Annotated in this window: 21 protein-coding genes, 1 tRNA gene and 1 pseudogene; 6 read left to right on the top strand and 17 right to left on the bottom strand. The window is 68.0% G+C overall.

Annotated elements, in window-relative coordinates:
- Positions 1–12: 12 nt before the first annotated feature.
- Together ABGB08_RS19245 and ABGB08_RS19240 are read right to left on the bottom strand one after the other, a co-directional pair.
- Positions 13–978: a cation diffusion facilitator family transporter gene (locus tag ABGB08_RS19245; RefSeq protein WP_347592107.1), complete on the bottom strand. Its 966-nt coding sequence runs from the start codon at positions 976–978 to the stop codon at positions 13–15.
- A gap of 18 nt (positions 979–996) precedes the next feature.
- Positions 997–1,185 (bottom strand): hypothetical protein, encoded by a 189-nt coding sequence (locus tag ABGB08_RS19240; RefSeq protein WP_347592105.1) that lies wholly within the window; start codon positions 1,183–1,185, stop codon positions 997–999.
- Positions 1,186–1,320: 135 nt separating this feature from the next.
- On the opposite strand from ABGB08_RS19240, the gene ABGB08_RS19235 reads away from it, so the two are divergent.
- The gene (locus ABGB08_RS19235) at positions 1,321–2,136 is read left to right on the top strand and encodes a MerR family transcriptional regulator (protein ID WP_347592103.1); all 816 of its coding nucleotides are present in this window, start codon (positions 1,321–1,323) and stop codon (positions 2,134–2,136) included.
- Positions 2,137–2,721: 585 nt separating this feature from the next.
- On the opposite strand, the gene dapD is transcribed toward ABGB08_RS19235, so the two are convergent.
- The 3 genes from dapD to ABGB08_RS19220 form a co-directional block, all read right to left on the bottom strand.
- Positions 2,722–3,687 (bottom strand): 2,3,4,5-tetrahydropyridine-2,6-dicarboxylate N-succinyltransferase, encoded by a 966-nt coding sequence (dapD, locus tag ABGB08_RS19230; RefSeq protein WP_347592101.1) that lies wholly within the window; start codon positions 3,685–3,687, stop codon positions 2,722–2,724.
- A gap of 95 nt (positions 3,688–3,782) precedes the next feature.
- Positions 3,783–5,432, bottom strand: a complete 1,650-nt coding sequence (locus ABGB08_RS19225) for a sialidase family protein (protein ID WP_347592099.1) — start codon at positions 5,430–5,432, stop codon at positions 3,783–3,785.
- Positions 5,433–5,485: 53 nt separating this feature from the next.
- Positions 5,486–6,898 (bottom strand): NAD(P)/FAD-dependent oxidoreductase, encoded by a 1,413-nt coding sequence (locus tag ABGB08_RS19220; RefSeq protein WP_347592097.1) that lies wholly within the window; start codon positions 6,896–6,898, stop codon positions 5,486–5,488.
- A 109-nt stretch (positions 6,899–7,007) separates the two neighbouring features.
- Between ABGB08_RS19220 and ABGB08_RS19215 the strand changes: the two genes are divergently transcribed.
- A complete protein-coding gene (locus ABGB08_RS19215; RefSeq protein WP_347592095.1) occupies positions 7,008–8,009 on the top strand; it encodes an ATP-binding cassette domain-containing protein in 1,002 nt (333 codons plus the stop codon).
- A 388-nt stretch (positions 8,010–8,397) separates the two neighbouring features.
- Entirely contained in the window at positions 8,398–9,249 is an 852-nt protein-coding gene (locus tag ABGB08_RS19210) for an ABC transporter permease (protein WP_347592093.1), read from the top strand.
- Positions 9,250–9,336: 87 nt separating this feature from the next.
- Here the strand turns inward: ABGB08_RS19210 and ABGB08_RS19205 are convergent, their stop codons facing one another.
- The 7 genes from ABGB08_RS19205 to ABGB08_RS19175 all read right to left on the bottom strand — a co-directional run bounded on the left by ABGB08_RS19205 (position 9,337) and on the right by ABGB08_RS19175 (position 19,675).
- The gene (locus ABGB08_RS19205; protein ID WP_347592091.1) at positions 9,337–12,519 is read right to left on the bottom strand and encodes an AAA family ATPase; all 3,183 of its coding nucleotides are present in this window, start codon (positions 12,517–12,519) and stop codon (positions 9,337–9,339) included.
- 168 nt (positions 12,520–12,687) lie between these two features.
- Positions 12,688–15,447, bottom strand: a complete 2,760-nt coding sequence (locus tag ABGB08_RS19200; RefSeq protein WP_347592089.1) for a discoidin domain-containing protein — start codon at positions 15,445–15,447, stop codon at positions 12,688–12,690.
- Positions 15,448–15,783: 336 nt separating this feature from the next.
- On the bottom strand, positions 15,784–16,302 hold the full coding sequence (locus ABGB08_RS19195; protein WP_347592087.1) for a CAP family protein: 519 nt from the start codon (positions 16,300–16,302) through the stop codon (positions 15,784–15,786).
- A 276-nt stretch (positions 16,303–16,578) separates the two neighbouring features.
- Entirely contained in the window at positions 16,579–17,178 is a 600-nt protein-coding gene (locus tag ABGB08_RS19190; RefSeq protein ID WP_347592085.1) for a dihydrofolate reductase family protein, read from the bottom strand.
- Entirely contained in the window at positions 17,175–18,029 is an 855-nt protein-coding gene (locus ABGB08_RS19185; RefSeq protein WP_347592083.1) for a metalloregulator ArsR/SmtB family transcription factor, read from the bottom strand. Before ABGB08_RS19185 ends, ABGB08_RS19190 begins: the two co-directional genes overlap by 4 nt.
- A gap of 100 nt (positions 18,030–18,129) precedes the next feature.
- Entirely contained in the window at positions 18,130–19,014 is an 885-nt protein-coding gene (locus ABGB08_RS19180; RefSeq protein ID WP_347592081.1) for a hypothetical protein, read from the bottom strand.
- Positions 19,015–19,117: 103 nt separating this feature from the next.
- Positions 19,118–19,675, bottom strand: coding sequence for a TetR/AcrR family transcriptional regulator (locus tag ABGB08_RS19175; protein WP_347592079.1), 558 nt, complete (start codon positions 19,673–19,675; stop codon positions 19,118–19,120).
- Between the two features lie 40 nt (positions 19,676–19,715).
- On the opposite strand from ABGB08_RS19175, the pseudogene ABGB08_RS19170 reads away from it, so the two are divergent.
- A pseudogene (locus ABGB08_RS19170) lies at positions 19,716–19,979 on the top strand (DoxX family protein); the annotation flags it as partial.
- A gap of 135 nt (positions 19,980–20,114) precedes the next feature.
- Here the strand turns inward: ABGB08_RS19170 and ABGB08_RS19165 are convergent.
- The gene (locus tag ABGB08_RS19165; protein ID WP_347592345.1) at positions 20,115–20,687 is read right to left on the bottom strand and encodes a hypothetical protein; all 573 of its coding nucleotides are present in this window, start codon (positions 20,685–20,687) and stop codon (positions 20,115–20,117) included.
- Positions 20,688–20,879: 192 nt separating this feature from the next.
- On the opposite strand from ABGB08_RS19165, the gene ABGB08_RS19160 reads away from it, so the two are divergent.
- Positions 20,880–21,395 (top strand): hypothetical protein, encoded by a 516-nt coding sequence (locus ABGB08_RS19160; protein WP_347592077.1) that lies wholly within the window; start codon positions 20,880–20,882, stop codon positions 21,393–21,395.
- A 131-nt stretch (positions 21,396–21,526) separates the two neighbouring features.
- Here ABGB08_RS19160 and ABGB08_RS19155 read toward each other — a convergent pair whose 3' ends face one another.
- The 4 genes from ABGB08_RS19155 to ABGB08_RS19140 form a co-directional block, all read right to left on the bottom strand.
- Positions 21,527–22,555, bottom strand: coding sequence for an aldo/keto reductase (locus ABGB08_RS19155; RefSeq protein WP_347592075.1), 1,029 nt, complete (start codon positions 22,553–22,555; stop codon positions 21,527–21,529).
- A gap of 87 nt (positions 22,556–22,642) precedes the next feature.
- On the bottom strand, positions 22,643–23,086 hold the full coding sequence (locus tag ABGB08_RS19150) for a nitroreductase/quinone reductase family protein (RefSeq protein WP_347592073.1): 444 nt from the start codon (positions 23,084–23,086) through the stop codon (positions 22,643–22,645).
- Between the two features lie 181 nt (positions 23,087–23,267).
- Positions 23,268–24,167, bottom strand: a complete 900-nt coding sequence (locus ABGB08_RS19145) for an AraC family transcriptional regulator (protein ID WP_347592072.1) — start codon at positions 24,165–24,167, stop codon at positions 23,268–23,270.
- 297 nt (positions 24,168–24,464) lie between these two features.
- Positions 24,465–24,536: transfer RNA gene (locus ABGB08_RS19140), tRNA-Arg, on the bottom strand.
- 225 nt (positions 24,537–24,761) lie between these two features.
- Here ABGB08_RS19140 and ABGB08_RS19135 point away from each other — a divergent pair.
- Positions 24,762–25,007, top strand: coding sequence for a hypothetical protein (locus ABGB08_RS19135; protein ID WP_347592071.1), 246 nt, complete (start codon positions 24,762–24,764; stop codon positions 25,005–25,007).
- The last annotated feature ends 86 nt before the right edge of the window (positions 25,008–25,093 follow it).

Below are 25,093 nucleotides of genomic sequence, written 5' to 3'. Positions count from 1 at the left end.
GTTCGCTGAGAGTTAAGCGATGCTTCCTGGTTTGTGGGCAGGGCCGTGGGGGGCGTGGCAGTGCGAGTCCGGGTCGCCGATCCGCAGGAGTTCGGGGGTGGCGTGGTCGACCTGGAGGGTGGTGTGCTCGATGCCGTACGTGTCGTGCAGGAGGTGCTCGGTGGCCAGGCGGATGGCGTGGCAGTCGGCGGACGGGTCGACCAGGACGTGCGCCGACAGCGCGGCGTAACCGGAGGTGACCTCCCAGACGTGCAGGTCGTGCACCTCGACCACCGAACCGAGCGCCGCCATCCGGCCGCCGATCTCGTTCGGGTTCATTCCCGCCGGGGCGGCCTCCATGAAGACGCGGCCGGAGTCGCGTACCAGACCCCAGCCGGCTTTCAGCATCAGCGCGGCCACCACCAGGGCGGCCAGCGCGTCCGCCTGGGACCAGCCCGTGAGCAGGATGACGACGCCGGCGATCGTGGTGGCGATGAACGCGTACAGGTCGTTGAGGACGTGCTGGAAGGCGCCCTCGATGTTCAGGCTGGTCCGGTTGGCGCGGCTGATCAGCCAGGTCGCGGCCAGGTTGACGACGATCCCGGCCAGGCCGACGATGACTACGAGCCCGCCCTCGACCTCGGGCGGGGTGACCAGGCGGCGGATGCCCTCGTAGGTGAAGTAGGCCGCGAGCAGCAGGAGCGTGATGCCGTTGGCCTGGGCGCTGATGATCTCGGCGCGTCTCAGGCCGTAGGTGAAGCCGCCCTGCGGGGGCCGGGCGGCGATCCGCATCGCGATCAGGGCCACCACGATGGCCGCCGCGTCGGTGAGCATGTGGCCGGCGTCGGAGATCAACGCCAGCGAGTGAGCGATGAGGCCGGCGATCACCTCGCCGACCATGAACGCGACGATCAGGAGCAGGGCCCCGGTCAGGTACCGTCCGTCTGCTTCCCTGGTGAGAGCGTGCCCATGACCGTGCCCGTGTGCGTCACCGCTCATGTGACGAATATACGAAACCTATGAGTAGTCGGAATGGTTGGTCTTGGACCCTCCCGACCTGGTCAGGCGCATGACGCCCATGGCGACGAGCGCGAGCACGCCGACGATCAGAACCCACTTGAGCATGCTGAACACGAAGCCGATCAGCCAGCCGATGACGAAGAAGCCCACCACGACCAGCGCGGCGATCATAAGAATGCGTCCCATGCCTTCACGGTACGACGCATACGCCCAAGAAGCGCGTCCTGGACCCCAACCTCAGGGTTAAGTCAGGGTGCGCTGTCCGGGTCGGGCTTGGGGTTTGACTCTGACATTGTGTGAGGGTCTAGACCTGGGGGCGTTATGTTCAGTATCGGAGATTTCGCCAGAATCGGCCGCGTGTCGATACGCATGTTGCGGCACTACGACACGGTGGGGTTGCTACGACCCGCTTGGGTCGATCCCGCCACCGGCTACCGCTACTACCAGGCCGCCCAGCTGTCGCGGCTCAACCGGCTGATCGCGCTCAAGGACCTCGGGTTCACGTTGCAGCAGGTCGCGGGTGTGCTCGATGACAAGCTCAGCGTGGAAGAGCTGCACGGCATGCTGCGGCTGCGGCAGGCCGAGCTGGAAGCCCAGGTGGTCCGGGATCGGACCCGGCTGGCCGGTGTCCTGGCGAGGATCCGAACGATCGAAAGGGAGGGCGTCATGCCCGCCGACATCGTCGTCAAGAGCGTCCCCGCCATCCGCGTCGCCGAACTCTCCGGAGTGGCGGAAAGCTACGAATCCGAACACATCGGCCCCGTGATCCAGCCCCTCTATCCCGAGCTGATAAGCCGCCTGGAGAACGCCGGAATCACCCTCACCGGCCCTGGAATCGCCTACTACGAACTGGTCCCCGACGGAGTCCGCGTCCACGCCAGCTTCCCGGTCAACGCAGACCCCAACGACACCCACGATTTCACCATCGTCGACCTCCCAGCCATCGACAAGGTCGCCACCCTCCTCCACCACGGCCCCATGGACGACGTCGACTCCTCCGTCCAGCAACTGGCTCGCTGGATCGAAGAGAACGGCTACCGCAGCGTCGGCTTCACCCGCGAGGTCTACCTGGAGTACGGCATGGGCGACCCCTCCACCTGGGTAACCGAACTCCAGGAAGCCATCATCCCGGCCTGAAAGCTGATTGCGGGTGATCTCCCACCCATCCCTTCGATTCCCCTCGGGCTCCGCCCGACCCCGTCATCGCCGGGCTCCCCACACGAAACGGACAACCCACGGCACCGGGGTTTTCCCACCCGCCCAGCCCTTTGCTTTACCCCGGGCTCCGCCCGGCCCCGCCAGCGCCGTGATTGCCAGTACGGAATGGGGACAGACAACTGGCCGGCGAAAACACCCACCCACCGCATCTGTCCTTCCCCGCGGCAACCACGGCGACAGCCGACCAGGCAGAGCCCAGGGACGGACAACGAACGGGCGAAACTCCACCCCACCGTGACTGTCGTTCCATACGGCAACCACGGCGATGGCGGGGCCGGGCGGAGCCCGGAGAGGAACAAAGGGTGGGTGGGAGAACCCCGGTGCCGTGGGTTGTCCGTTTCGTGTGGGGACCACGGCGCTGGCGGGGCCGGGCGGAGCCCGGGGTTAAGCAAAAGGGCTGGGTGGGTGGGAGAACCTCGGTAAACGATCCGTCGAGGCGATCCCGCGGTGCACCATTTGCGCCAGTGTGGGGACGCTGGCGCACGTGGTGTCTGTCGCTGGGGATCAGTCGTTGGCGTGCAGGGCGGCGTTTAGTTCGATGCCGGTGCCCTTGTGAGGGACGGCTTCGACGGTGCCGGTGGTGGAGTTGCGGCGGAGGAGGATGCCGGGCTGGCCGGAGAGGGTGCGGGCCTTGGTGATGGTGCCGTCGGGGAGGGTGACCTTGGTGCCGGCGGTGACGTACAGGCCGGCTTCTACCACGCAGTCGTCGCCCAGGGAGATGCCGACGCCGGCGTTGGCGCCGACCAGGCAGCGTTCGCCGATGGTGATGGTTTCCTTGCCGCCGCCGGAGAGGGTGCCCATGATCGAGGCGCCGCCGCCGATGTCGGAGCCGTTGCCGACGACGACGCCGGCCGAGACGCGGCCTTCGACCATGGAGGCGCCGAGGGTGCCGGCGTTGAAGTTGACGAAGCCCTCGTGCATGACCGTGGTGCCGGAGGCGAGGTGGGCGCCGAGGCGGACGCGGTCGGCGTCGGCGACGCGGACGCCGGTGGGCAGGACGTAGTCGACCATGCGCGGGAATTTGTCGACGCCGTAGACGGTGACGAGGCCGTGTGGGCGCAGGCGGAGCCGTACCGACTCGAAGTTCTCGACCGCGCAGGGGCCGTGGTTGGTCCAGACGACGTTGGCGAGCAGGCCGAAGAGGCCGTCCAGGTTGAGGCCGTGGGGGCGGATCAGACGGGTGGACAGCAGGTGCAGGCGGAGGTACGCGTCGTGGGCGTCGGCGGGGGGCTCGGCGAGCTTGCCGATCCCGGTGCGTACGGCTACGACGTCCACGCCACGATCGGCGTCGGGGCCGATGAGCGTGGCCAGCTCGCCCGCCTCGTCGGGGGAGAGGCGCTGGGTGCCGATGGAGGGCGGCTCGCCCAGGGTGGGCGCGGGGAACCAGGTGTCCAGAACCGTGCCGTTGGCGGCGATCGTCGCCAGGCCTATGCCGTGCGCACCGGTGGTGCCGGGATCAATAGCTGTCACGGCGTCCAAAATACCGGGCGTGCCCGTTACCCGGGTGAGGGGAGGAATCGGGCGCGCCTGCTATTTGAGCGAATAGGGCGTGCCCGATTCCCGAGTCATGGCGAGGGTGGGATCGTCGGGGTGACCTTTGTCCAGGCGATGTGTGCTTCGGCGGCGTTGCCGCCGGGGGTGCCGGCCACCCAGTGCGTCAGGCCGGGTTTCTCGCCGCTGTCCTGGATGATCCAGGTGACGCCGGTGTCCTCCTCGTCGCGGAAGAGGCGGGCCAGTCCGGCGCTGTCCGTAATCACCTTCCACGTCGCTTCGGCCAAGGGCGCGGAGTGCACGCGTTCCCAGGTCGTCGAGCCCTTGCGCATCGTCCAGACGCCGCCGCGCTGGATGGTCAGCATCAGGCGTCTGGCTCCGTTGCAGACCTTCGTGCCCAGGCTGACGCCTTGGCCGGTACGGGGATCCAGGGCGCTGTCGTCGACGACGCGGCCGTGGAACTCCACCGTGAAGTCGCAGAGGGCGATCAGCGGCGTGGTGGCCTTGACCGGGGTGGCGGTGGCGCTGCGCAGGTGGAGGCCGGTTTCGTCCTGGAGGGCTCCGGGGTCGAGGGTCCAGCGGCCGGGGGCCAGATCGAGGGGGAGGTCGTGGTCGAGGTCGAGAATCGCGACCTTGATGTTGATCTGGTTGTGTTCCCAGACGATGGCGAACTTGCCGGGGGCGAATTCGTCGCCGCTGGGGTAGACGTCCCAGCCTCTGGCCGCGCCCTTGGTCAGGCGAGGGCCGTCGGCGAAGAGCCTGCCTGGTTGCCAGGGTTCGCCTGGTTCGCGGACCTTGTAGTGGAGGACTTCGCGGTGGCGGTCGGGCTTGCTCTGAGCCGAACCGGCGAAAGGTCCGGCGAGCGTGTTGTATATCGCCAGATGTCGCCCATCGGCGGCCCTCGCGTAGAAGGTTTTCACGTAGTAGTTGGGCAGATCGGGGTCGAGGGTCATGGGCGCCCAGGTGAGGCCGCCGTCGGTGCTGGTGGTGATGGCCGAGTAGGCGGTGTGGGTGCGGTAGTACTCGTCGCGCTTCTCCGGCGACGCAGTCCGTACCAGCGCGCGGGTGACCATGAGCAGAGTGTCACCATCCGCGATGATCTGGGGTTCCTCCACGCCGATCCCCTGCGGGGTCTCCGCGAGCGCGCCGGATGTCCAGGTGCGCAGGTCCGACGATCGCAATACGCCCGCTTGCGACACCCGGGTCCCCTGCCGCCAGTACGGAATGAGCCACACGCCCTGGTGTTTCAGCGGCTTGCCCGCCACGACCACGCCCCGGTTATTACCAGGAACATCCACAGTTATCGGGAAATCTGACCATGTAGCACCACGGTCGGTGCTCCGTTTCATGGCCAATCGAGTGGGGAAGCCGTCCACGTCGATGCCGTCCCGGTCCTCCGCGATCGTGATCCGGCCGAGCAAGGCGTAGAGCACGCCGTCATCGTTGAGGAACACGCAATAGTGGAAACGATGGGTGGCCGTCGCCGGAGCGAGCGTGCCCTTCGTCCAGGTGCGTCCCCCGTCGTTCGACCGGGCGTACCGAATCGAACCCTGATCGGTCGCGGCGGGATCACGATCGTCTCGCAGGCCCGCCCGCCACGCCACCACCCAGCGGTCCGCGTCCAGCGTGACGATGTCCGGCACCCGGTTGCCCTCGTGCCGGAGTTCACCGGAACCATCCCGCTCGGCCGTCGAGTCCACAATGACCGGTTCGCTCACGTTCATGAGAACTCACCGAACCGCCACTCCGGCGTCCCCGCAAGGAACTCCAGGTGAACTTAAAGGCCGTACTCCTCCAGCAGGCGCAGCCAGATCTCGCTGACCGTGGGGAACGTCGGGACGGCGTGCCAAAGATCGTCCAAGGTCACCTCGGCGGTGACGGCGATCGTCGCGGCATGCAGCAGCTCCGCCGCCCCGGGCCCCACGAACGTGACCCCCAGCAGCACCCGCCGATCCTCGTCCACCACGGCTTTGGCCCGGCCCTTGTACCCATCTCCCAGCAGGTACGCCCCTTCCACCGCACCCAGGTCGTACTCCACACTCCGGACGTTGAAGCCCTCCCGGCGCGCCCGCTCCTCGGTACGCCCGACCGCGCACACATTCGGATCGGTGAAGATGACCTGCGGAGCGCCGATCACGTCAGAACGGTCCCGCATCGACGGCAAATCCTCCTTGCCGCCGGTGGCCCGAGCCACGATCACATCCCCGCACAGCCGCGCCTGATATTTCCCCATATGGGTAAGGATGTTCCGCCCGTTCACATCCCCGACCGCATACAGCCAGCCATCCTCGACCGCCGTCGCCCGCATGCTGTCATCGACTGCCACCGGCCCTTCCTGCGCCAGCCCGATCGACCCGAGCCCCACATCGAAACTGGCCAGATTCCGCCCGGCGGCCACCAGGATCTCATCGGCGACGACCCGCGACCCGTCCGACAGATCGACCGTCACCTCACCCCCCGGAACCGGCCGCGACACCTTCTGGATCGTCGTGTTGAACCGCACGTCGATCCCGTACTCGCGCAGGGAATCGGTGACCATCTCGCTCGCGAACGGCTCGACCCGTCCCAGCAGCCGGTCACCCCGGACCACCAGCGTCGTCTCCTTCGCCCCCAGGGCGTGCAGCGCCTGTGACATCTCGCACGCCACCACGCCGCCGCCCAGCACGACCAACCGCTCCGGCACGTCCTTGACGCCGGTCGCCTCCCGGTTCGTCCACGGCTGGGCGTCCGCCAGCCCCGGCACCGGCGGGATCGCCGCCGTGCTCCCCGTCGCCAGCACGACCGCGTGCCGCGCGGTGATCAGCCGCTTCCCGCCGTCCCCGTCGGTGACCTCGACCTGGCGCGGCCCCGCCAGCCGCCCCTTGCCCCGGAACGGCGTGCCGTTGACCGACTCGATCCAGCGGATCTGGCCGGAATCGTCGTACCCCGACACGGTCTCGTCCCGCCGGGCGAGCACCGCCGCCACATCGATCGGCCCGAGCTTCAGGCCCGGCATCCGGCCCGTCTCCGCGACCAGCTCCATCGGGCGCAGCAGCGCCTTGCTCGGAACGCAGGCCCAGTAAGCGCACTCACCCCCCGCCAGTTCCTGCTCCACGATGGCGGCCGTGAGCCCGCCGCGCGTCACCCGGCCCACCACGTTCTCACCGGCCGGCCCGGCGCCGATCACGATCACGTCGAAGACGTCAGACATAGCTCCTCCAGATGCTCGCTTCCGACCGTACATGCTGGGTGATCGACTCCCCGCTAGATCCGATCTAGCGGTGTCTCTCGCGCCAGCAGGGTGACAGAGAGGGTCACCCATGATTCAACGAGAAACCGCCCCGGCCATCGAGACCTCCGGCCTGGTGAAAGTATTCGGCACCACCCGCGCTGTCGACGGCCTCGACCTCACCGTCCCCGCCGGCTCGGTCTACGGCGTGCTCGGCCCCAACGGCGCGGGCAAGACCACGGCCGTCAGAATGCTCGCCACCCTGCTCCGCCCCGACGCCGGCGAAGCCCGCGTCTTCGGCCTCGATGTGGTACGGCAAGCCGACGCCGTCCGCGGCCTGGTCAGCCTGACCGGGCAGTACGCCTCCGTCGACGAGGACATGACGGGCACCGAGAACCTCATCCTGCTCGCCCGCCTCCTCGGCTACCGCAAACCCCCCGCCCGCGCCCGCGCCGCCCAGCTCCTGGACGCCTTCGGCCTCACCGACGCCGCCGACCGCCAGGTCAAGAACTACTCCGGCGGCATGCGCCGCAGACTCGACATCGCCGCCAGCATCCTCAACACCCCCCGCCTGCTCTTCCTCGACGAACCCACCACCGGCCTCGACCCCCGCAGCCGCAACCAGGTCTGGGACATCATCCGCGCCGTCGTCGCCCAGGGCACCACCGTCCTGCTCACCACCCAATACCTGGACGAAGCCGACCACCTGGCCGCCCGGATCGCCGTCATCGACCACGGCCACGTCATCGCGGAAGGCACCCCGGGCGAACTCAAATCCTCCATCGGCGCAGGAACCGTCCACCTCCGCCTCCGAGACCCTGGCCAGCGCCAGGACGCCGAACGTGTGCTGGCTCGGGTCCTGAACGTTCCCGTGCATTTGGACGCCGATCCTGTCGCGCTCACGGCGCGCGTCATCGGTGACGGGACTGATCGGGAGCTCGACATGGGGGCCGCGGAACAGGCGTCCCGGGCCCTGTCCGAGCTCGCCGCGGCGGGCATCGTGGTGGATGACTTCTCCCTGGGCCAGCCCAGCCTGGACGAGGTGTTCCTCGCTCTCACTGATCGCTCTACCCCTGCGGATGCGGCCGCGTGATGGCTGGACGACAGCGCGGGGATGTGACTGAACGCCAGCAGGCCCGGCTGCAACCTCGGGCGGGAAGTGCGCGCATCGAGTGTCAGCGAGCAGGTGGCATCGAGCGCCTGCCGATGGATGTCATCGAGCACGAGCGCGTACGCGGGTCAGAGCTCCTGCGAGCAGATATAGCGGAGCGGCGGCGGGCGAATGCCGTCGAGCGCCTGCGAGTCGGCGTGGCTGAGCGCCCGCGGGTGAGTGTCGTTGAGCGCGAGCGTGTGGGTGGGGCTGAGCGCCTGCGAGCGGATGCGATCGAGCGGCAGCGAGTAGTTGGGGCTGAGCGCCAGCGACCCGAAGGGCGGGTGGGTGGGAGAACCCCCCGAACGAATTTCTATAAGGAGAGCGCGGTATGAGTACCACTACGGAGAATCTCGCTCCTGCTGTTCCCTATGTGCCGGCCGCCGAGACCATTGGGGCGGTCATGGCGCCGGGGGAGCGGCCGCCCCGGCCGAGTGCGTTGTCGGCGTCGATCACGTTCGGCTGGCGGGCGATGCTGAAGATCAAGCATGTGCCTGAGCAGCTGTTCGACGTGACCGCGTTCCCGATCATGATGACGCTGATGTTCACGTATCTGTTCGGCGGCGCGCTGGCGGGGTCCACGGGGGCGTACCTGCAGTATCTGCTGCCGGGCATCATGGTGATGAGCGTGGTGATGACCACCATGTACACCGGCGTCGCGGTCAACACCGACATCGCGAAGGGCGTCTTCGACCGGTTCAGGACGTTGCCCATCTGGCGTCCCGCCGCCCTGGTCGGAAACCTGCTCGGCGACCTCCTCCGCTACGTCCTGGCCTCCACGACGATCATCATCGTCGGCCTGATCATGGGCTTCCGCCCTTCCGGCGGCGTCCTCGGCGTGCTCGCCGGAGTTGCCCTCCTGGTCGTCTTCTCGTTCGCCTTCTCCTGGATCTGGACGATGTTCGGCCTGTTCCTGCGCAGCGAGAAGTCCGTCATGGGCGTGAGCATGCTGTTCCAGTTCCCGCTCACCTTCCTCAGCAACGTCTTCGTCGAGCCCACCACGATGCCCGGCTGGCTCCAGGCATTCGTCGACGTCAACCCCATCACCCACCTGGTCACAGCCGTACGCGCCCTGATGGCGGGCACCTGGGACACCGGCGAGATCACCTGGGTCCTGATCTCCTGCGTGGTCATGACCGCCATCTTCGGCACTCTCACCATGCGCCTTTACAACCGCAAATAGCCCAAAGGTGTCCATGATCTCGAAGAGCCAAGGTGTCCGTGATCATGATGATCGCGGACACCAAGGCCCGTTCTCATGAAGCCGGCGTCACAGCCGCCAGTCGATCTCACGTTCAGGCTGGTAGCGGCACGTGGAGCCGGTGGAGACCGCCGAGCGGAGATGGGCGGCCAGGTCAGGATGGCGGTCGTCTAGTTTGCGTAAGGTGTCGCGGATGCGGGCGGTTACCGTTTTGCGGGCTCGTTCGGCCTCGTCGCCCAGGCGGCGATCCCGGCCTGCCAGCCCCGCGGCGGCCCGCAGTTCGGCCAGGAGGGCTTGACGCTCCTGATCGAAGGCGATGGCACGCCGGTCGTCGCCCAGTTCGGCGGCCCGGTCGATCTCGTCGTCCAGCTGGGTGAGCCGTCGCCGGAACTGGGCTTTGGCCTCCTCGTCGAGGACGGCGTCACCGCCGAAACGCCGGGCGGCCACCACGACCTCTCCGCCCTCGGGATCCAGCAGGCGCACAGCCGGAATGTCACCGCCCGGACTGCCAAGCAGATAGTGCAGATCACGCAACCCTTTGGCATCAGGCATATGAATGGTCAGCCCGCCGAAGCCCAGCGACCAGACCCCGCTCTCCATCCGGAACACTCCATTCGGCTTCGGCGCCGAAGCCGCCGCAGCGTCCGCGTCGGCTTCGCGGCGCATCCGCCGGACCCGCTCGACCACGTGCCGCATGCCGATGGACACGGCCTCCCGCTCCACCTCATCGATGAGTTCCTTCGCCACGGCCACATCCGCGCCGTCACCCCGGTCCACCAGCGTCGCCGCCAGCTGCATGCGCGCCTCGATCGACCACGGCCGCGCCTTCAACCGATCGGCGGACCGATAAGCGGCGGTGAACTCCTCGATCGCGTCCGCGAACCGCCCCTGGGCGGCGTCGATCCTGGCCAGCCACAGATCGATGGGCCCACTGATGTCGCATCCGTACAGCGAAACCAGCCACTGCCCCCGGTAGGGCGCGAGCTCCGCCCGCGTCCACGCGCACAACCGCGCATCGCCCGAGGCCACTGCGGCGTGCGCCAGAAATCGCAACCCGAGCGCCATGACATTCCGCGGATACGGATCCACACCCGGGACGATCTCCGGCACCAAGCCCAGCGCCGCGGACACGTCCCCCTGATTCAGGGCCGTGATCCCCTCCAGCAGCTCGGGATACGGATGCCCGTGCTCCACGAGCTTCGCGTGCACCTCGCCCAGCTCGTCGAAACGACCCTGCAGCAGCAGAAAGGCCCAGCGCAAATGATTGACCATGAACGGGAAGAAGGAATCGCCCTCCTCCCCGGCCGCGTCGATGGCCTGCTCAAGGAAGGTCTCCGCCTCCTCGAACCGGCCCATCAGCGTGGTGATGATGCTCTGGTCGACGAACGCCGCGAACGTCAACCGGGGCATGCCGTCCCGTTCGGCGAACGTGGTCGAGGTGTCGTACTGCTCCAGATAGCTGGGATCGCCCTGCTCCAACAGCGACACCCACCGCAACGACGCGGCGAAATGTTCCCCGTCGTGGTCGCCCCTGCGGCGTGCCGTCTCGATCAGCTCGCCGGTGATCGCCGTCCGCTCCGCCGCGGTCCCCAGCCGCCAGATGGCGTCAAACCGCGAGCTCAGACTGAACGCCAGCGCCTCATCGTCCTGGTCGCGGCGAGCCAGCTCCGCCATATGCGCGGTAAGTTCCTCCGCCATCGAGTCCAGCGAAGCCTGACCCGGGGGCCGGGGCTCGGCCGCTCCCAGCATTCGGGCATGCGCCTCCCGGACGAGATCGGTGGTCATCTGCGGGTTCCGGCCGGTTCGCAACCCGGGCGCTTCAGACCGATACATGCTGAGCGCGACCCGCGTCAGAAGATCCGGCGCGTCCACCTCCCTGGCCAGCTCCACGGCGATGCGGAAAACCCGTCTGGCCTCTTCGGGCTCCCCGGAATGATCGAGCGCCTCGCCGAGATCAAGAGCGATCATCGCCCGGCTGCGGGGATCCAGCGCCGCCGACACGTCGAACGCCCGGCGCAGATGCCCCATGCCCTCCTCGGAGGCCAGCCGCCTTCCGGCATCCCGCTCGGCCGCCCGCAACGACTGCACCACCCGCGCCGGATCCAGCTCATCCCCGGCCAGGTAGGCGTGATGCGCCTGATCCGCCGGAAATATCCACTCGGTCAACGCGGCCGACTCATCAAGGGCATGGATCACCGCGGCATGCCGCCGCCGCGCCTGCGGACCTTCGATCGTCGCGTACAACGTCTCCCTGACCAGGTCGTGCGCGAACGAGAACCGCCCGTCCTCCCCCGCCACGACCAGCCGGGCGTTCACCGCCTGGTTCAGCAGCGAGCCCACCCGTCCGGGCGGCGTGCCCGACGTGGCCGCCAGCACCTCCCGATGGAACTCGCGCCCCAGCACGGACGCCGCGGTCAGCAACTCGACCAGCGGCGGCGGCAGCAACGACAGCCGCCGCTGCAGCGCATCCCTGACCCCCGGCGCGATCGCGCTCACCGATCCGCTGCTCCGCCACAGCCGAGCCGTCTGCTCGACGAAGAACGGATTGCCGCCGGTCCTGCGGTGGACCTCGTCCACCAGCTCCGGCTCCGGTTCCCGCCCGGCGGTCCGGGCCATCAGCGTGCCCACCTCGTCGCGGGCAAGCCCGGTCAACGTCACCGTCGTCGCTTTGGCCACCAACGGCATGATCAGCGTCTCCAGCGGATGCCCGCCCGACTCGACCTCCACATCCCGGTACGTCCCGACCAGCAGCAGCCGTTCGAACCAGGTGTGCTGGGCCGCGAACTCCAGCATGCGCAGCGACGCCGTGTCAGCCCAGTGCAGATCGTCGAGCACGACTACGATTGGCCGCCGCTGCGACACCGAAACCAGGGCAACGGTCACCGCGTCGTACAACTGGAAAGCCTCGGCCGACCCCGGCGCGGGCTGCTCGCCCAGCAGCACGGTCAGATTGCCTCCGGCCGCGGCCGCGGCCGCCTCCCACTCCTGCGGCGTCGCGCTCCGCCGTAGCCCCCGCACGACCTGCACCCAGGGCCAGAACCCGGGCGCGCCCTCCGAATGCCAGCACGACCCGCTGAGCACCAGCGCCCCCAGCCGCCTGGCCTCCTCCACCACCCCCGTGACCAGCGTCGTCTTCCCGATCCCCGCCTCACCCGTGACCAGCACCAGGCCGCCGTGACTGTCCGCGGCTCGCCCGATCTCGGCCCGCAGCACACCGGCCGGGTGATCGCGCCCGATAAGCACAGCAGTCATGCCGTCCAGCCACCTCAGGGTCCGAGAACGCGTACCTGAGAAACGGTATCGAGCGCGTGTGACAAAACCAGGGGCTCGGCCAGGGTCGCCGCGACTACCCGCCGGACCGGAAAGCCCGGCACGTCCGGGGCGATCAGCTCGCCAACCGGACGCGCCGGGCCATACCCGTCAGACGGGGGTGATGTTGTAGGTCGAGCCCTCCTTCGTCGAGAACTCGATCGTGTTGCCGCTGTCGTACGAGACCTGCTTGGTGCCCATCCGGATGATGCGCACCTTCTGGCCCCAGGGGTTCACCAGTTTGACGTCGCCGCCGGCCTCGCTGGTGATGTCCACATAGGTCACCCTGCCGGCACTGATCTCGCTGGAGATGACCAGGCCGCCCTTCTCCCGGAGCTTGACGAACGAGCCGTCCTTGCCCGCCGGCCAGACCGGGAAGACCTTCACGATGCCGTCGAAACTCTGCACCAGCATGTTGTTGACGGCCTCGATGGTGCCGGCCTTCTCCAGGCCGTGGTTGCCGTCCGTGATGCGCAGGTTGCTCGCCATCCGGTTGTTGATCTGCGTCTTGAGCCGGTCGATCAGGGTCTGCGCGGGGTAGCCCACGCGGGCGGCCTGCAGGAAGATCTTGGGGAAGCTGTTCTCCTGGCCCCACGAGTTCATCGCGTCGATCGTGTCGATGGCGATCTGCCGGTCCGCTTCGGGCGAGGTGATGCCCATCTGCTCACCCGGGTGGATGAACTCCAGGTTGATGGTGTTGTCGCCGGGACGGATGTCCCGCCCGTCGCTCACCGTGCCGGGGTCGGCCAGCGCGAACACGGTCTTGCCGTTGTGCACGATCGTCGGCGCCGGCGGCAGGTGCTTGAGGATCTGCTTCCAGACCGGGCGCTTCTCCTTGTCGGCCTTGAGCAGCTCGCTGACCTCGATCGTCTTGGTCAGCAGGAGCTTGAGCATGCCGACGTCCGGGCTGGAGTTCTTCGCCCAGATGCCCTCATGCGGCCCTGAATAGAGGTTGTACTGCTTCGCGGCCTTGTCCCATTCCAGGTAGTGCTCGAAGAACTCGGCCACTTCCTTCATGACGGGGTAGGCCGTGGCGGCCAGGAACTCGCGATCCCGCGTGTAGTCCCAGTACGCGATGTGCTGCGTCACCGTGAAAAGCCCGTTGACGACCTGCTGGTGGTAGTTGTTGTCGCTGGTGGCGCCGAACGGCGAGATGCCGACCGGGAACAGCACGCCGCCGGGCACGCCGCCGCTCGGGAAACGCGGGGCGATGTAGTCCGGCTTGACCCTGACCAGGTCCTCCTTCGCCCGCCGCCTGGCCTCGGGCAGGAAGTCCGCCACCAGGTCGTAGTACGGCAACGCCAGGTCGGCCCGGTTGCTGGAGTACACGCCGTAGTAGTTGGCCTGCCAGTTGTAGTTGAGGTGCATGTCGCCACCCCACTGCGGGAAGTCCGAGGTGGCCCAGATGCCGTACAGGCCGGATGCCGTCTTCCCCTCACGCAGCGAGGAACCCAGCAGGTAGAGCTGCCCGTAGTAGAACTTCTCCAGCACGTCGTCGTCGAGATCGACATACGACTTCAGCCAGTACTGCTTCCACCAGTCGAGATGCGCGTCGTAGAGCGCGTCGACGCTGGCGCCGGTCTGCGCGCCGGCCAGCGCCAGCGCGGCCGGGGCCGGGTCGGCCGGGTTCTGGCCGCCGCCCGCGACACCGGTGACGATGTTCACGGTCTCACCTGCGGGCAGGTCGAACACGATCTGACCGGCCGGGCCGTTCGCGGTCGGGGAGCCCACCACCTGGCCGTCGATGACGCGGGTGGCGAGCGAGGCGCGGGTGGTCCAGCGCGGCGCCGCCGGAGTGGTACGGGTGGCCCACACGCTGTCGCCGGAGACCCCGGAGGTGCTGGTCAGGCCGCCGCGCGCGTCGACGGAACCGGTCGAAGTTTGCGCCTGCAACCGCACGGTGTGGCTGCCGAGCGAGCGGATCTGGGTGACCACGATGTTGTCGTCGGCGCCGGTCCACGTCTTCATCGAGACCGGCTGGCCGCCGATGGTCATCGAGGTTTCGACGTCGCCCTTGAGGATGTTCTGTTCCTCGAGGAAGGGGTCGGTGGGCTGGGTCGGGCCCTCGGTGTCGTACAGCTCGAACTGGCCGATCCTGGCGCGCGGGTTGTTGATCGAGTCCGGGGTGGTGGCCTGGGTCGGCTCGGTGAGGTGCAGTCGCAGGTACCGCGCGGTGACCGGGGTGAACGTCCGGTCGGTGGTCGGGAGGTTGTTGCCGGTGACGGTGTCGACCGTGGTGTAGTTCTGGCCGTCGGCGCTGACCGAGAGCGTCCAGTCCTTGCTGGTGTTGGCGCTCTCGTTCGGGCGGGCGGCCGCGTCGTGCTTGAGGATGTAACGCTTGAAGGTCTTGGCCGAGCCGAGGTCCAGGTTGAGGGTCTGCGGCTTGCCGACGTTCGACACCCAGCCCTCGTAGCCCGCGCCCCAGTTGCCGTTGACCGCCCGGCTGGGCGGGAAGGAGGGGTGCGACGAGGAGGCCGTGGCCGTCGCCCCGATCGCCAGGTTGGCGGAGTTCTCCGCGTCGGCCGCGGGCGTGATCGTCACCGATCCGAGGGCGATCAGGGATGGCGACTGGGTGCCGATCCAGAAGTCGCCCTTGGAGATGTAGAACGTCTTGTAGCCGACGCCGCCGCCGGAGGTGACGCCGATGTCGCCGTTTCCGAGCAGCGCGGTGTCCGGCATGGTGCGCGTGATCGAGTTCGCGTATGCCGGGGTCGTCCAGCGGCCCTTGATCGCGCCGACGAGTTGCTGGACCTGCGCCCACTGCTGGTCGGCGGTGGGGGTCGCCGCCCTGGCCGGGGCGGCGGTCAGGAGCGAGCCGGTGAGTGCCGTCGCGAGAGCGGCGGCTAACACAATGCGTCGCGGTCTTTTCATGGTGGTGCCTTTCAGTACCTTTCGGTGACCGGGGGTGGAGCTCGGCGTGTTGGGAAACGGGGCCGGGCAGCAGGTATCCGCCCACGTCGGAAGCGGGCCGCTGGGCTCGAAGGTGGGTGGACGGCGGTCGCCCTGGCTGGATGTTCCGGGTTGTCCGTAATGGCCTTGGGATAACGTTATCCCGAAGGCTAGAGTGTTACCGCGAGGTTTCAAAGAGCGAGCTTGGCAACAGAATTGGTCACGACGGGATCGGCTCGTTGGGGCGGGCTCTCGTTGATCAGCGGGTGCCGGATGCGAGAACGCCCGCCCACGATCTCTTCGGGCGGCCTCACCCTGCTACGCCATGCGGCGACCTACGTTCTGCGGGAATTGGCCCATGACGTTACCGGGCGGACTGTAACGTGCCACCACGAAGTAGGACGTGGATGGAAATATGCTGCCTGCGGGACATTGAGCAACAGCAATCGCGAGCCGGGTAGTGCCCTTCCATACCACTTGAGTGAAATTACCTGTTGCTCCAGAGAAGCCCGGATCGTTGTAGTTGTAGCTGGATGCCTCGGACATCCAGGATTTGAAGGCGTCTGTGAGCGCGGCGGTGGCGCTGGTGGCGCCGTACGTCGCAAACAGGCTCTCGCCATAGCGGCCTGCGGTTCGTGGATGCTGGAACCGGCATCCCCGCGCCCACTGGTCGGCGGCCGGATACAGCGCATCGCTCCATGTCAGTGGCCTGGCGCCATACTTGGCCCGATTGCTGTTCGCGCTGGCGAGGGTTTGGTCCTTCAGCCCCGGAGGCGGCTCCACCGAGGCCTGAGCGACAGCCGGCATGAGACCGACGGCGAGAAGAGCTGCGGTCACAACGAAGCACATTCGTGTTATAGCTAGATGTTGTAGTTCAACTACTAATAGTAATCAAGGATTAGGGGTGAGTCCCGTGATCAAGGAAACCCCCAGGTATAGGGCGCGCAGAGGGATTCGAACCACTCGATCGTCTGATTAGAAGTGGATCACCGACACAGGGTCCAGCTGCTCGATCTACTGGCGCGCCGTCGCCAGCGTCGCGGTCCGCGTCACCGTGTTCGTCACGGTCCTGGTGTGCGTGCGCACGACGGTCATACGGATGACCTCGCTGGCTCAGCGGACTCGGTCGTAGACGAGGGCCAAAGTGCCGTGGTCGCCCGCGGCCTGGCTGACGAGCGCCCACTGCCCTGCGGGCAGGCCGTCGTCGAAGAGGCGCGGCCCGCCGCCGAGGAAGATCGGAAAGATCGTGATCGCCAGCCGGTCGACCTTGTCGGCCGCCAGTAGCGCCTTGATGACACTCGCGCTGGAGAGCACGAGAATGTCGCCGCCCTCGGTCGCCTTGAGGTCCGCGACCACCTCGGCGGTCGGCTTGTCGACGATCGTCGTCCGCTCCCACGGCGCCTCGCCGAGGGTGGAGGAGAGGACCACCTTGGCGGTGTCGACGAGCCATTTCGCGAAGCCCTCGTCGCGCGGGTCAGCGCCCTCCATGCCGATGACGGTGGGCCAGAACCCGAGGAACCCCTCGGCGTTGACCCGCCCGAGCAGGGCCGTCGTCGCCGGCTCCCAGAGGCTGGTCAGGTGGTCGCGGGCGACGTCGGTGACGGCGTACGGCATCACCCAGCCCATGTCCTGAGGGTCGTCCGGCCTGGCGTAGTGGCCGTCGAGGGAGAGGCTCATGTTGGTGACGACTCTGCGGCCGGTCTGCTCTGTCACTTCGTGCTCCTTGTGTCGGTGTCGTCGGTGCTGTAGGAATCCGCGGCGAGGGTCGCCGCGAGCTTGTCGAGGCTCTGGCCGAAGCCGATCTCGATGCCTGCGATGAAGTCCGCGGAGTCGACTGTGCTGTCGGTGATCCGGTAGCGGACGTCGAGGTCCGTGCCGGTGTCGGTGGGCCGGAGGCCGAGGTCGACGTGGGCGGTGAAGGCGAGGCCGCCGCCGGGAAGCAGCGGCGAGAGCCGGTAGGCGAGGCGCTCACCGGGGCGTACGTCGTCGACGACTCCCTCCGCACGCCCGACGACCAGGTCGGAGCCGTCGGCGTCCTCGGCATCGCGGTACTCCTGGACGATCCGCCCACCCGGCCGGGCCTCGAATACGAGCTCGGAGACGCGGAGGTCGTCGGGCGTCCACCAGCGGGCGAGCAGGGAGGTCTCGGTCAGGTGGCGCCAGACCACCTCGGGGCGCCCCGTCAGCGACCGGAGGAACCTGAACGATCGGCCGTCGGCCCACCCCGACTCCTCCGCGGCGAGCCGCTCTGCGTGGAGGCTGAGCCCGTAACGGTCATAGGTCTCGCGTAGGCCACCGACCTGGTCCGCGGTGTCGGCGAGCCGGTTGAGCGCAGCCGCCAGGTCCCGCAGGGGAGCGGGCCGGAGCGCGTAGATGCGGCGCTGGCCGGTGCGCTGGGAGGTGACAACACCGGCACGCTCAAGGGCTTGCAGGTGCTTGGTCGTCTGCGGCTGGCGCGCCTCGGCGAGCTGGGCGAGAACGCCGACCGAGCGGGGCCGCTCGGCCAACAGACTCACAAGCCGCCAGCGGGCCGAGTCGCCCAGTGCGGTAAGGAGTGCGTCCATGGACAGAAGCATTCTCTTCAGAGAATATTCGTGTCAAGGAATATCAGTCCGATAGCGTCGGGATCGGCCAGGCCGGATTCTCGGGAAGTCGTACCGCCGCTCAGTATGGCTCCGGGCCCAGACAAGTCCCGGTCTCGTGCACCTGGTCCGGCGGCGGGGAGTCGATGAGCACATCGCTGCCCCAGTCGGTGAAGTCGATCTCGGTCACGGCGGTCTCTGGCTGGTCGTCCTGGGCCATGGGATCGGTTGAGGTGAGGCGCACCCGACGGGGAAGCCGGTCCGGTCCGACCCACAACTGCCAGGAGACCTGTATCGAGCCGTACCGCTTGCGTAATTGGGCGACGAGCGCGGGGTCGTCGTATGGAGCTGCGACGCCGAACTCCACCTGCGAGCTGCTCCCGGCGTGCACGACGGTGGCGACTCCGTCGATGGCCTCCCCGGGAGAGGAAGCCGGGGCCGCCAGCTTTCGCAGCACCTCGGGTGAGACGAGGTCGCGTACGCCGAGCGAGCCGATGGCGCGCAACAGCTGCTCGCACTCGGTGTTGCGGCTGTGAAGCCAGGACTTGCCCGCGGGAACGTCCTGCCGATCAGCCCGGTACCTGTAGGTGCCGGAGCCTGCGATCGAGATCGCCCGGGTCGTCATGGAGGACAGGTCAGTCGGGAAAACGCTCTTCAGCTCATCGGGGACATTGGTCTGGTAGTAGGTCGCGGTCAGGTCGGAGGCGGTCGCGCCGAGAACTCCAGTGGTACGGCTCTCGCTGTATTCGCCGATGTCGACCGGCACGATGAAGTCGTCCTCCGCTGGAGGGGTGAACACGTTCTCGCCGTAGTCCAGGCGGACGAGCCTGGCGACCTTCACACCGGTCGAGTCCTTCATCCGCTGAGTCACCGCCTCGGCGGGCGTTCGCGCCGTGACCGCATCGCCTCCGCAGCCGACCGTCAGGGCGAGCATCAGGACGATCGCTGCGATCCTCGGTAAAGCCACCCGGTGATCATAAGGGCCGCCTGGCGAGACTTCCGACGAGGCATCTCCCTGAACACTTGCGCGGCAGCGCTTCCCTCCTCCGTAGTCCGTGGGATAGATGGATCTAACCCGCCGTGGCCACCTCGTGTAGGCGGGCCTCGGCGGCGCGGAACCGGTCGCCCTCGATGGCGAGGCCGGGGTCGACCAGCGTCTGGAAGAGCAGGCCGTTGAAGAGGGCCAGTGCGAGCCCGGCGGCGTCGATGCCGGCCGAGTCGGTGCCGGTGCTGAGCACCGCGGCCACGGAGTGGCGCGTCCGGCGGAAGCCGGTGGCCAGGGTCTCCCGGACGCGCTCGTCGTGCGGGGCCCGGGCCAGCGCGGCAAGGAACGTGCGGGCGAGCCCGGCGTGGCGGCGCCGGGTGGTGGCCACGATCTCCATGGCGCGGAAGTAGTCGTGCGCGCCGGCCAGCGCGGCGGCGATCTCCGCCAACCAGCGGTCGAGCCCGGCCACGACTGCCTCGGTGACGAGGTCGTCCTTGGAGCCGAAGTGGTAGGTGATCGAGGCGAGGTTGGCGCCGGACTCGTCGGCGATGGCGCGGGCGGTGACCCGCTCGGGGGGGAGGCGCTCCAGGCATCGCAGGGTGCCGTCGATCAGCTGGGTCCGGTTGCTGCGCTGCGGGCTCATGGAGTAAATTGTACAAACGTTTAGATTGAGGTGGGTGTGTATGACGATCGCCGTGTCGCTGGTGCTCGCGGCGCTGCTGCTCGTCACCGCGATCCGCAAACTCACCCACGCCCCGGGCGTGGTCGAGACCTACCGCCGGGTGGGCGTGCCCGAGGAGCGGCTGAACCTGCTGGCGCTGATCCTGATCGCCGGCGCGGCCGGCCTCGTGGTGGGCTTGTGGTGGCAACCGCTGGGCGTGGCCGCCGCCGGCGGGCTGGTCGCCTACTTCGTGCTGGCCGTGGTGGCGCACGTGCGCCCCACGACCTCAAGCCGCTGCCGACGCCCTTGGTCTTTCTGGCACTGTCGGCCGCGGCGCTGGCCCTACACCTCACATGAGCCGACGGCGTCGACCACCCGGCCAGCGCCGACTGCCGGTCGCGCCGCGCCCGCGGAGTACCTGTCAGTTGCGGAGTTGGTGAGTGATGGACGGGTCGGTAATGGCGGTGTCGGCGGCCAGCAGGAACGCCTTCGACAAGATGATCGACAGCATGCCGCCGTTCTCCTCGAAAGGCAGGAAGAGTTGGTCGCCACTGCCACGAGGGACGATGCACAGGTAGGCGTCATTGGGCTCCATGAGAATGTTGCCCGAACCGAGGTGGATCTTGTAGGTCCGCAGGTCACCGCGGACGCGCAGGAAGCGACCGGTCAGGGTGCAGCGGTCAGTGATGGCCAGGCGAGGCAGCAGCCGGGTGAGGGCATCCCGGCGGACCTGGGCGGTTTCCGGCAAGTCGCCGAATCCGTAGGACTGCCAGTATTCGCCGCTGCCCTCGGGGTCCAGCCCGGTGGAAGTGACGCCGACGGCCAGGTCGGCGTCGCGCAACGCCTCCGACAGGGTCAGTGGATCGATCAGAGCCAGTGGGATCGTGGACCCGCGCTCGTCGGTGAAGCGGAGATCCCCGCTGACGCAGATGGAGACGGTGCCGACGTTGTCCCGCTCGGCGGACCCCTCGTCCAGGTGGAAATCCCAGTGCACGGTGCGTCCGCCGGGTAGGCCCTTGGTGGCTTCGGCCTGGTCAGAGCCGTACTCCCAGCCCCAGTGACACGCCTGTCCAGCCGCGTTCCGTCAACAGGGCTTTTGCTTGGCCGTACCGGAGTAGATGCCCCGTGAAACGGTGGGAGCGGTCGCGGGTCTGCTCCTCGGCAGGGGTGAGCAGGTAGACCTCGCGTGGCCGTCGGCCTGCTCACCGCCGATTACGCGCGACCGGACGGGCTACGCCAGGTCGGCCGGGCGCCGAAGGTCTACCGGCCGAGCGCCGCGAGCGTCCAGGTGAGCATTCCGCAGCGAGAGCACGGCCTGCTCGCGGACATTCTCCTGGATGCCGTGCGCCTGCAGGAGCCGGGGGAGACCGGGCGGGCGGCCGCCCTCCGCGTGGCCACCGAGCGAGGGCGGGTGGCGGGCGAAGCGGAACGTGCCGAGGTGAAGCTGGGCCGCCTTGGCACCGAACGGGCCCTGACCTGCGCGGGGCTGGTGCTGGAACGCCACGGTTTCGAGCCGGCGCGGGCCGCGCCGACCCTGGTCCGGCTGCGGAACTGCCCGTTCCACCCGATGGCGGCCAAGGACCCCGACCTGGTTTGCGGGATCAATCACGCTTTCCTCACCGGCCTGGGCGCCGAGACCGTCAACGCCATCCTGGCGCCGCGGCCGGGCGCCTGCTGCGTCGAGCTCAGCGGGAGACCGTGAGGCCGGTCAGTCGCCTTGCCCGATGGATAGCTCCAGCGTCCAGGCCGGGATTGCGGCGCAGGCTTCGCCGGTGTCGCGGGGCAGGCGTAGCGCCGCGTGCTGGACCTCGGTGGGTGGAACGTACCGGTCCGTCAGACCGCGGAGCGCTCGGCGACCGGGCGGCGGCGCCGGTTCACGTGCGAGATGGCCGGTGGGGTGTAGGACACGTCGTTGGGGCCGGCGTCGGTACCGGGCGGAGCGATTTCGTCGATCCGGTCGAGGATCTCGTCGTCCAGGGTGACGTCTGCGCCGGCGAGCAGGTCGTCGAGCTGTTGCATGGTGCGCGGCCCAATGATCGCCGAGGTGACGCCTGGGTGGGCGATCGCGAACGCCATCGCGAGGTGGGTCATCGGCAGGCCGGCCTTCTCGGCGAGCGGGATGAGCTGTTCGACGACGTCGAGTTTGCGCTGGTCGGTGAAGTGCTGCGGCATGCCGCCGGACCGGTGGGTGTCCGTCTGCTGCCCCTTGCGGTAGCGGCCGGTGAGCAGGCCCTGGCCCAGCGGGCTCCAGACCAGGGTGCCCATCCCGTAGCGCTGACAGATCGGCAGCACCTCTCGTTCGATGCTCCGGTTGACGATTGAGTACGGCGGCTGCTCGGTCCGGAAACGCTCCAGACCGCGCCGCTCGGCGACCCACTGCGCCTCGACGATCTCCGAGGCGGGGAAGGTCGACGCACCGATCGCCCGCACCTTGCCGCTGCGGACCAGATCGGACAGGGCTGACAGAGTCTCCTCCACGTCGACCGCCGGGTCGGGGCGGTGGATCTGGTAGAGGTCGAGATGGTCGGTCTGCAGGCGGCGCAGGGAGTTTTCGACGGCGGTCATGATCCAGCGCCGTGAGTTACCCCGGTGGTTCGGATCGCCGCCCATCGGATAGTGCACCTTGCTGGCCAGCACGACGTCGTCGCGGCGGCCCTTGAGTGCCTTGCCGACGATCACCTCGGATTCGCCAGCGGAGTACACGTCGGCGGTGTCGACGAAGTTGATCCCTGCGTCCAGGGCCCTGTGGATGATCCGGATCGAGTCGTCGTGGTCGGGGTTGCCCATGGCCCCGAACATCATGGTGCCCAGGCAGTACGGACTGACCTCGATTCCGGTCCGGCCCAGCGTGCGGTGCTTCATGATTCCCCCCTTGGAATCGTTCGGTGAGTGATCGGCATGGTGACGCTGAGCCCTGCGTTGGGGTGCGGCGTCGCCGATCACTGAGGACTATTCGGACGCCGGCCGCGTCCGCAACCGCTCGTCGTCGAACACGATCTCGACCAGCGGGCTATGCGCGAGCCACTCGTCGAGGCTCTGACGCCGGCCGACCCGCGCCGCGATCTCAGGCCGGTTCTGCAGGTCGAGAACCGCGTTGATCACTCGCCGCCGTGTCAGTTCGTCCACCGGCACCGCGGTCGCGGGCAGGTCGGCCCTGACCCCGTGCTTGAGATGCACGACGAACCGCGGATTGACCCGCAAGTTCGCGTACCAGCTGCGGGGCATGGGCATGCCGGTCAGATACCAGCGACCGTCCACGCGGTGGAACCAGATCTCGATACGACGCGGCAGGCCGCTACGTGCGCCCAGGGTCGTGATGTCGATCGTGCGCTCGGCCGCGGAGGAGTCCGGCCCGATGGCGAGGGCGCGGGCGATGGCTACGTTCAGAGTCACAGTTCGGTCTGCCGCTCGTCGCCGAGGGGCATGTCGCCGTTCAATACCGGCCTCCCACTTGGTGGTGATTGTCCCCGGACTCCATGGCTTGTTCCGGTACATCCATGCAAGCAACGCGGCGAGCGCCGGGCCTTCACGATCCTTTCGCGTGGTTGCACAATCCTCTTCGCTCAGGTGGGAGTCACGGCAGCGCCGCCGCAGCGGGACCGGCTCCACCCCGCAGGCGCACCGCATCGACGCTGGGCGGAGCACCGAACTGGCGCCGGTACTCCCGGCTGAACTGGGACGGGTTGTCGTACCCGACGCGCTGACCGACGCCGGTGACGTCGTTCGGACGGTTCGCCAGCAGCAACCTCGCCGCCTGCAGCCGGATCTGCTTCTGGAACTGGATCGGGCTCATCGCCGTCACCACCTGGAAGTTCCGGTGGAAAGCGGAGACACTCATCCCCGAAAGCCGGGCCAGCTCCTCGACCCGGAACGGCTGAGTGTAGTTCTCCCGGATCCACCGCACAGCACGTTCAATGTGGCTCAAGCTGCTATCCGCGAGGCCGAGCTGACGGACGGCGTCACCCTGTTCGACGGTCATCAACCGCCAGAGGATCTCCCGCTTGACCAGCGGGACGAGCGCCTTCCGGTCCCCTGGCCGGTCGAGCAGGCGCAGCAGCCGTACGACAGCGTCGAGTAACTCGTCCGGGGCGTCACTGACCGCGATGCCCGGCGGTGCGGTGCCGGTGGACCGAGGCAGCTCCCCCGATCCAGTCTGCAGCAGCAACTCCGCGATGACGGCAGGTTCCAAGGTCATTCCGAAACCGAGCGAGGGACGGGCGGTGTCGACGAAATGCCCCGTCACCGGGAGGTCGACCGAAGCGACGAGGTACTGGCCGACGCCGTACTCGTAGACGCGGTCTCCCAGCGCCAGACGCTTGCTGCCCTGAGCGATGACCGCCAGCACCGTGCCGGACATCGAGGACTCCGGCGAAACGGCGTGGTCGACCCGGCAGACCCGGACGCCGTCGATGGCAGTGGCCAAGCTGGGACGCGCATGCCGTTCCAGCAGGTCACGAAGCTCGTCCAGAGACATGTCACTATTGCTAGCACGCGAGCCGTCGGACCGCCCGCTTGGCCCCCAGCGGAGCCGGAGGCGCTGGCCGTGGCGGCTGTCATTTGGCGGCCCTGTGGTAGCCGACAAGCACCTGACCGATACGGAGGAGGGCTACGCCCCGTTCGCAAGCGTCCGAAGACACCGGCGGAATCATTCCGCGTATATTCCGCCACCACTGGCGTTCGGGTGCCTCCGGTGGCACACCATGGCACAGCCCAGTAGGCGAAGAGCAAGCGTAACCCCAGGTCAGAGGGAAGACCGGCCTGATCGTGGATGCGCACCCAGGGGTTCGAGCCCCCGACCGTCGGATTAGAAGTCCGATGCTCTATCCGGCTGAGCTATCGGCGCTTCCGCCCTTCTCCTGACCGCTGCCCTCCCTGTGCCGTCCGTCACTCCTCTGGCCCGCTCGATACGCGCTGTGGGCCTCAGGTTCGACGCGATCCCTCGGCGGCTGATCGCATGTACCGCAGCGTCGTCTTACCGAGCAGGTTGTCATTGCCGCAGGTCTCCGCGGGCGCCCGCGGAGGCGGTCGTTGGGGGTGGAACCCGTACGGGCAAGGACGAATGCCCTACATGACCTACCCGCAGTATCAGGCATACAAGAAGGCCGCTGCCCGGCGGCTCGCGCGAACCGGAGGCCATGCCAAGGGCACCCTCGCCTACAAGGTCCACAATGCCGTCTACAAGGCCACCCAGGCTGCGAAGAAGGCCGCGAACGCGAAAGCAGCAAAGAAGGCACAAAAAGCAGCGGAGAAAGCAGTCAACAAGGCGCGGAAAGGTAACCATTCACACCTCCTGATCTTGGTGTCGCCGGTTTGATCGTCTCGCCGGAGTCCGGCATGATCGCTGTTCGTGATCGAGGAATCCGCGTCTTCGAGCGCGCCCTCGATGGAGGAGTTCGCGCG

Origin of the sequence: Acrocarpospora sp. B8E8, assembly GCF_039871605.1 — a bacterium.
Classification (GTDB): domain Bacteria; phylum Actinomycetota; class Actinomycetes; order Streptosporangiales; family Streptosporangiaceae; genus Acrocarpospora; species Acrocarpospora macrocephala.
The sequence above is the reverse complement of the archived record's forward strand: the minus strand, read 5'-3'. Positions and strand labels throughout refer to the sequence as shown.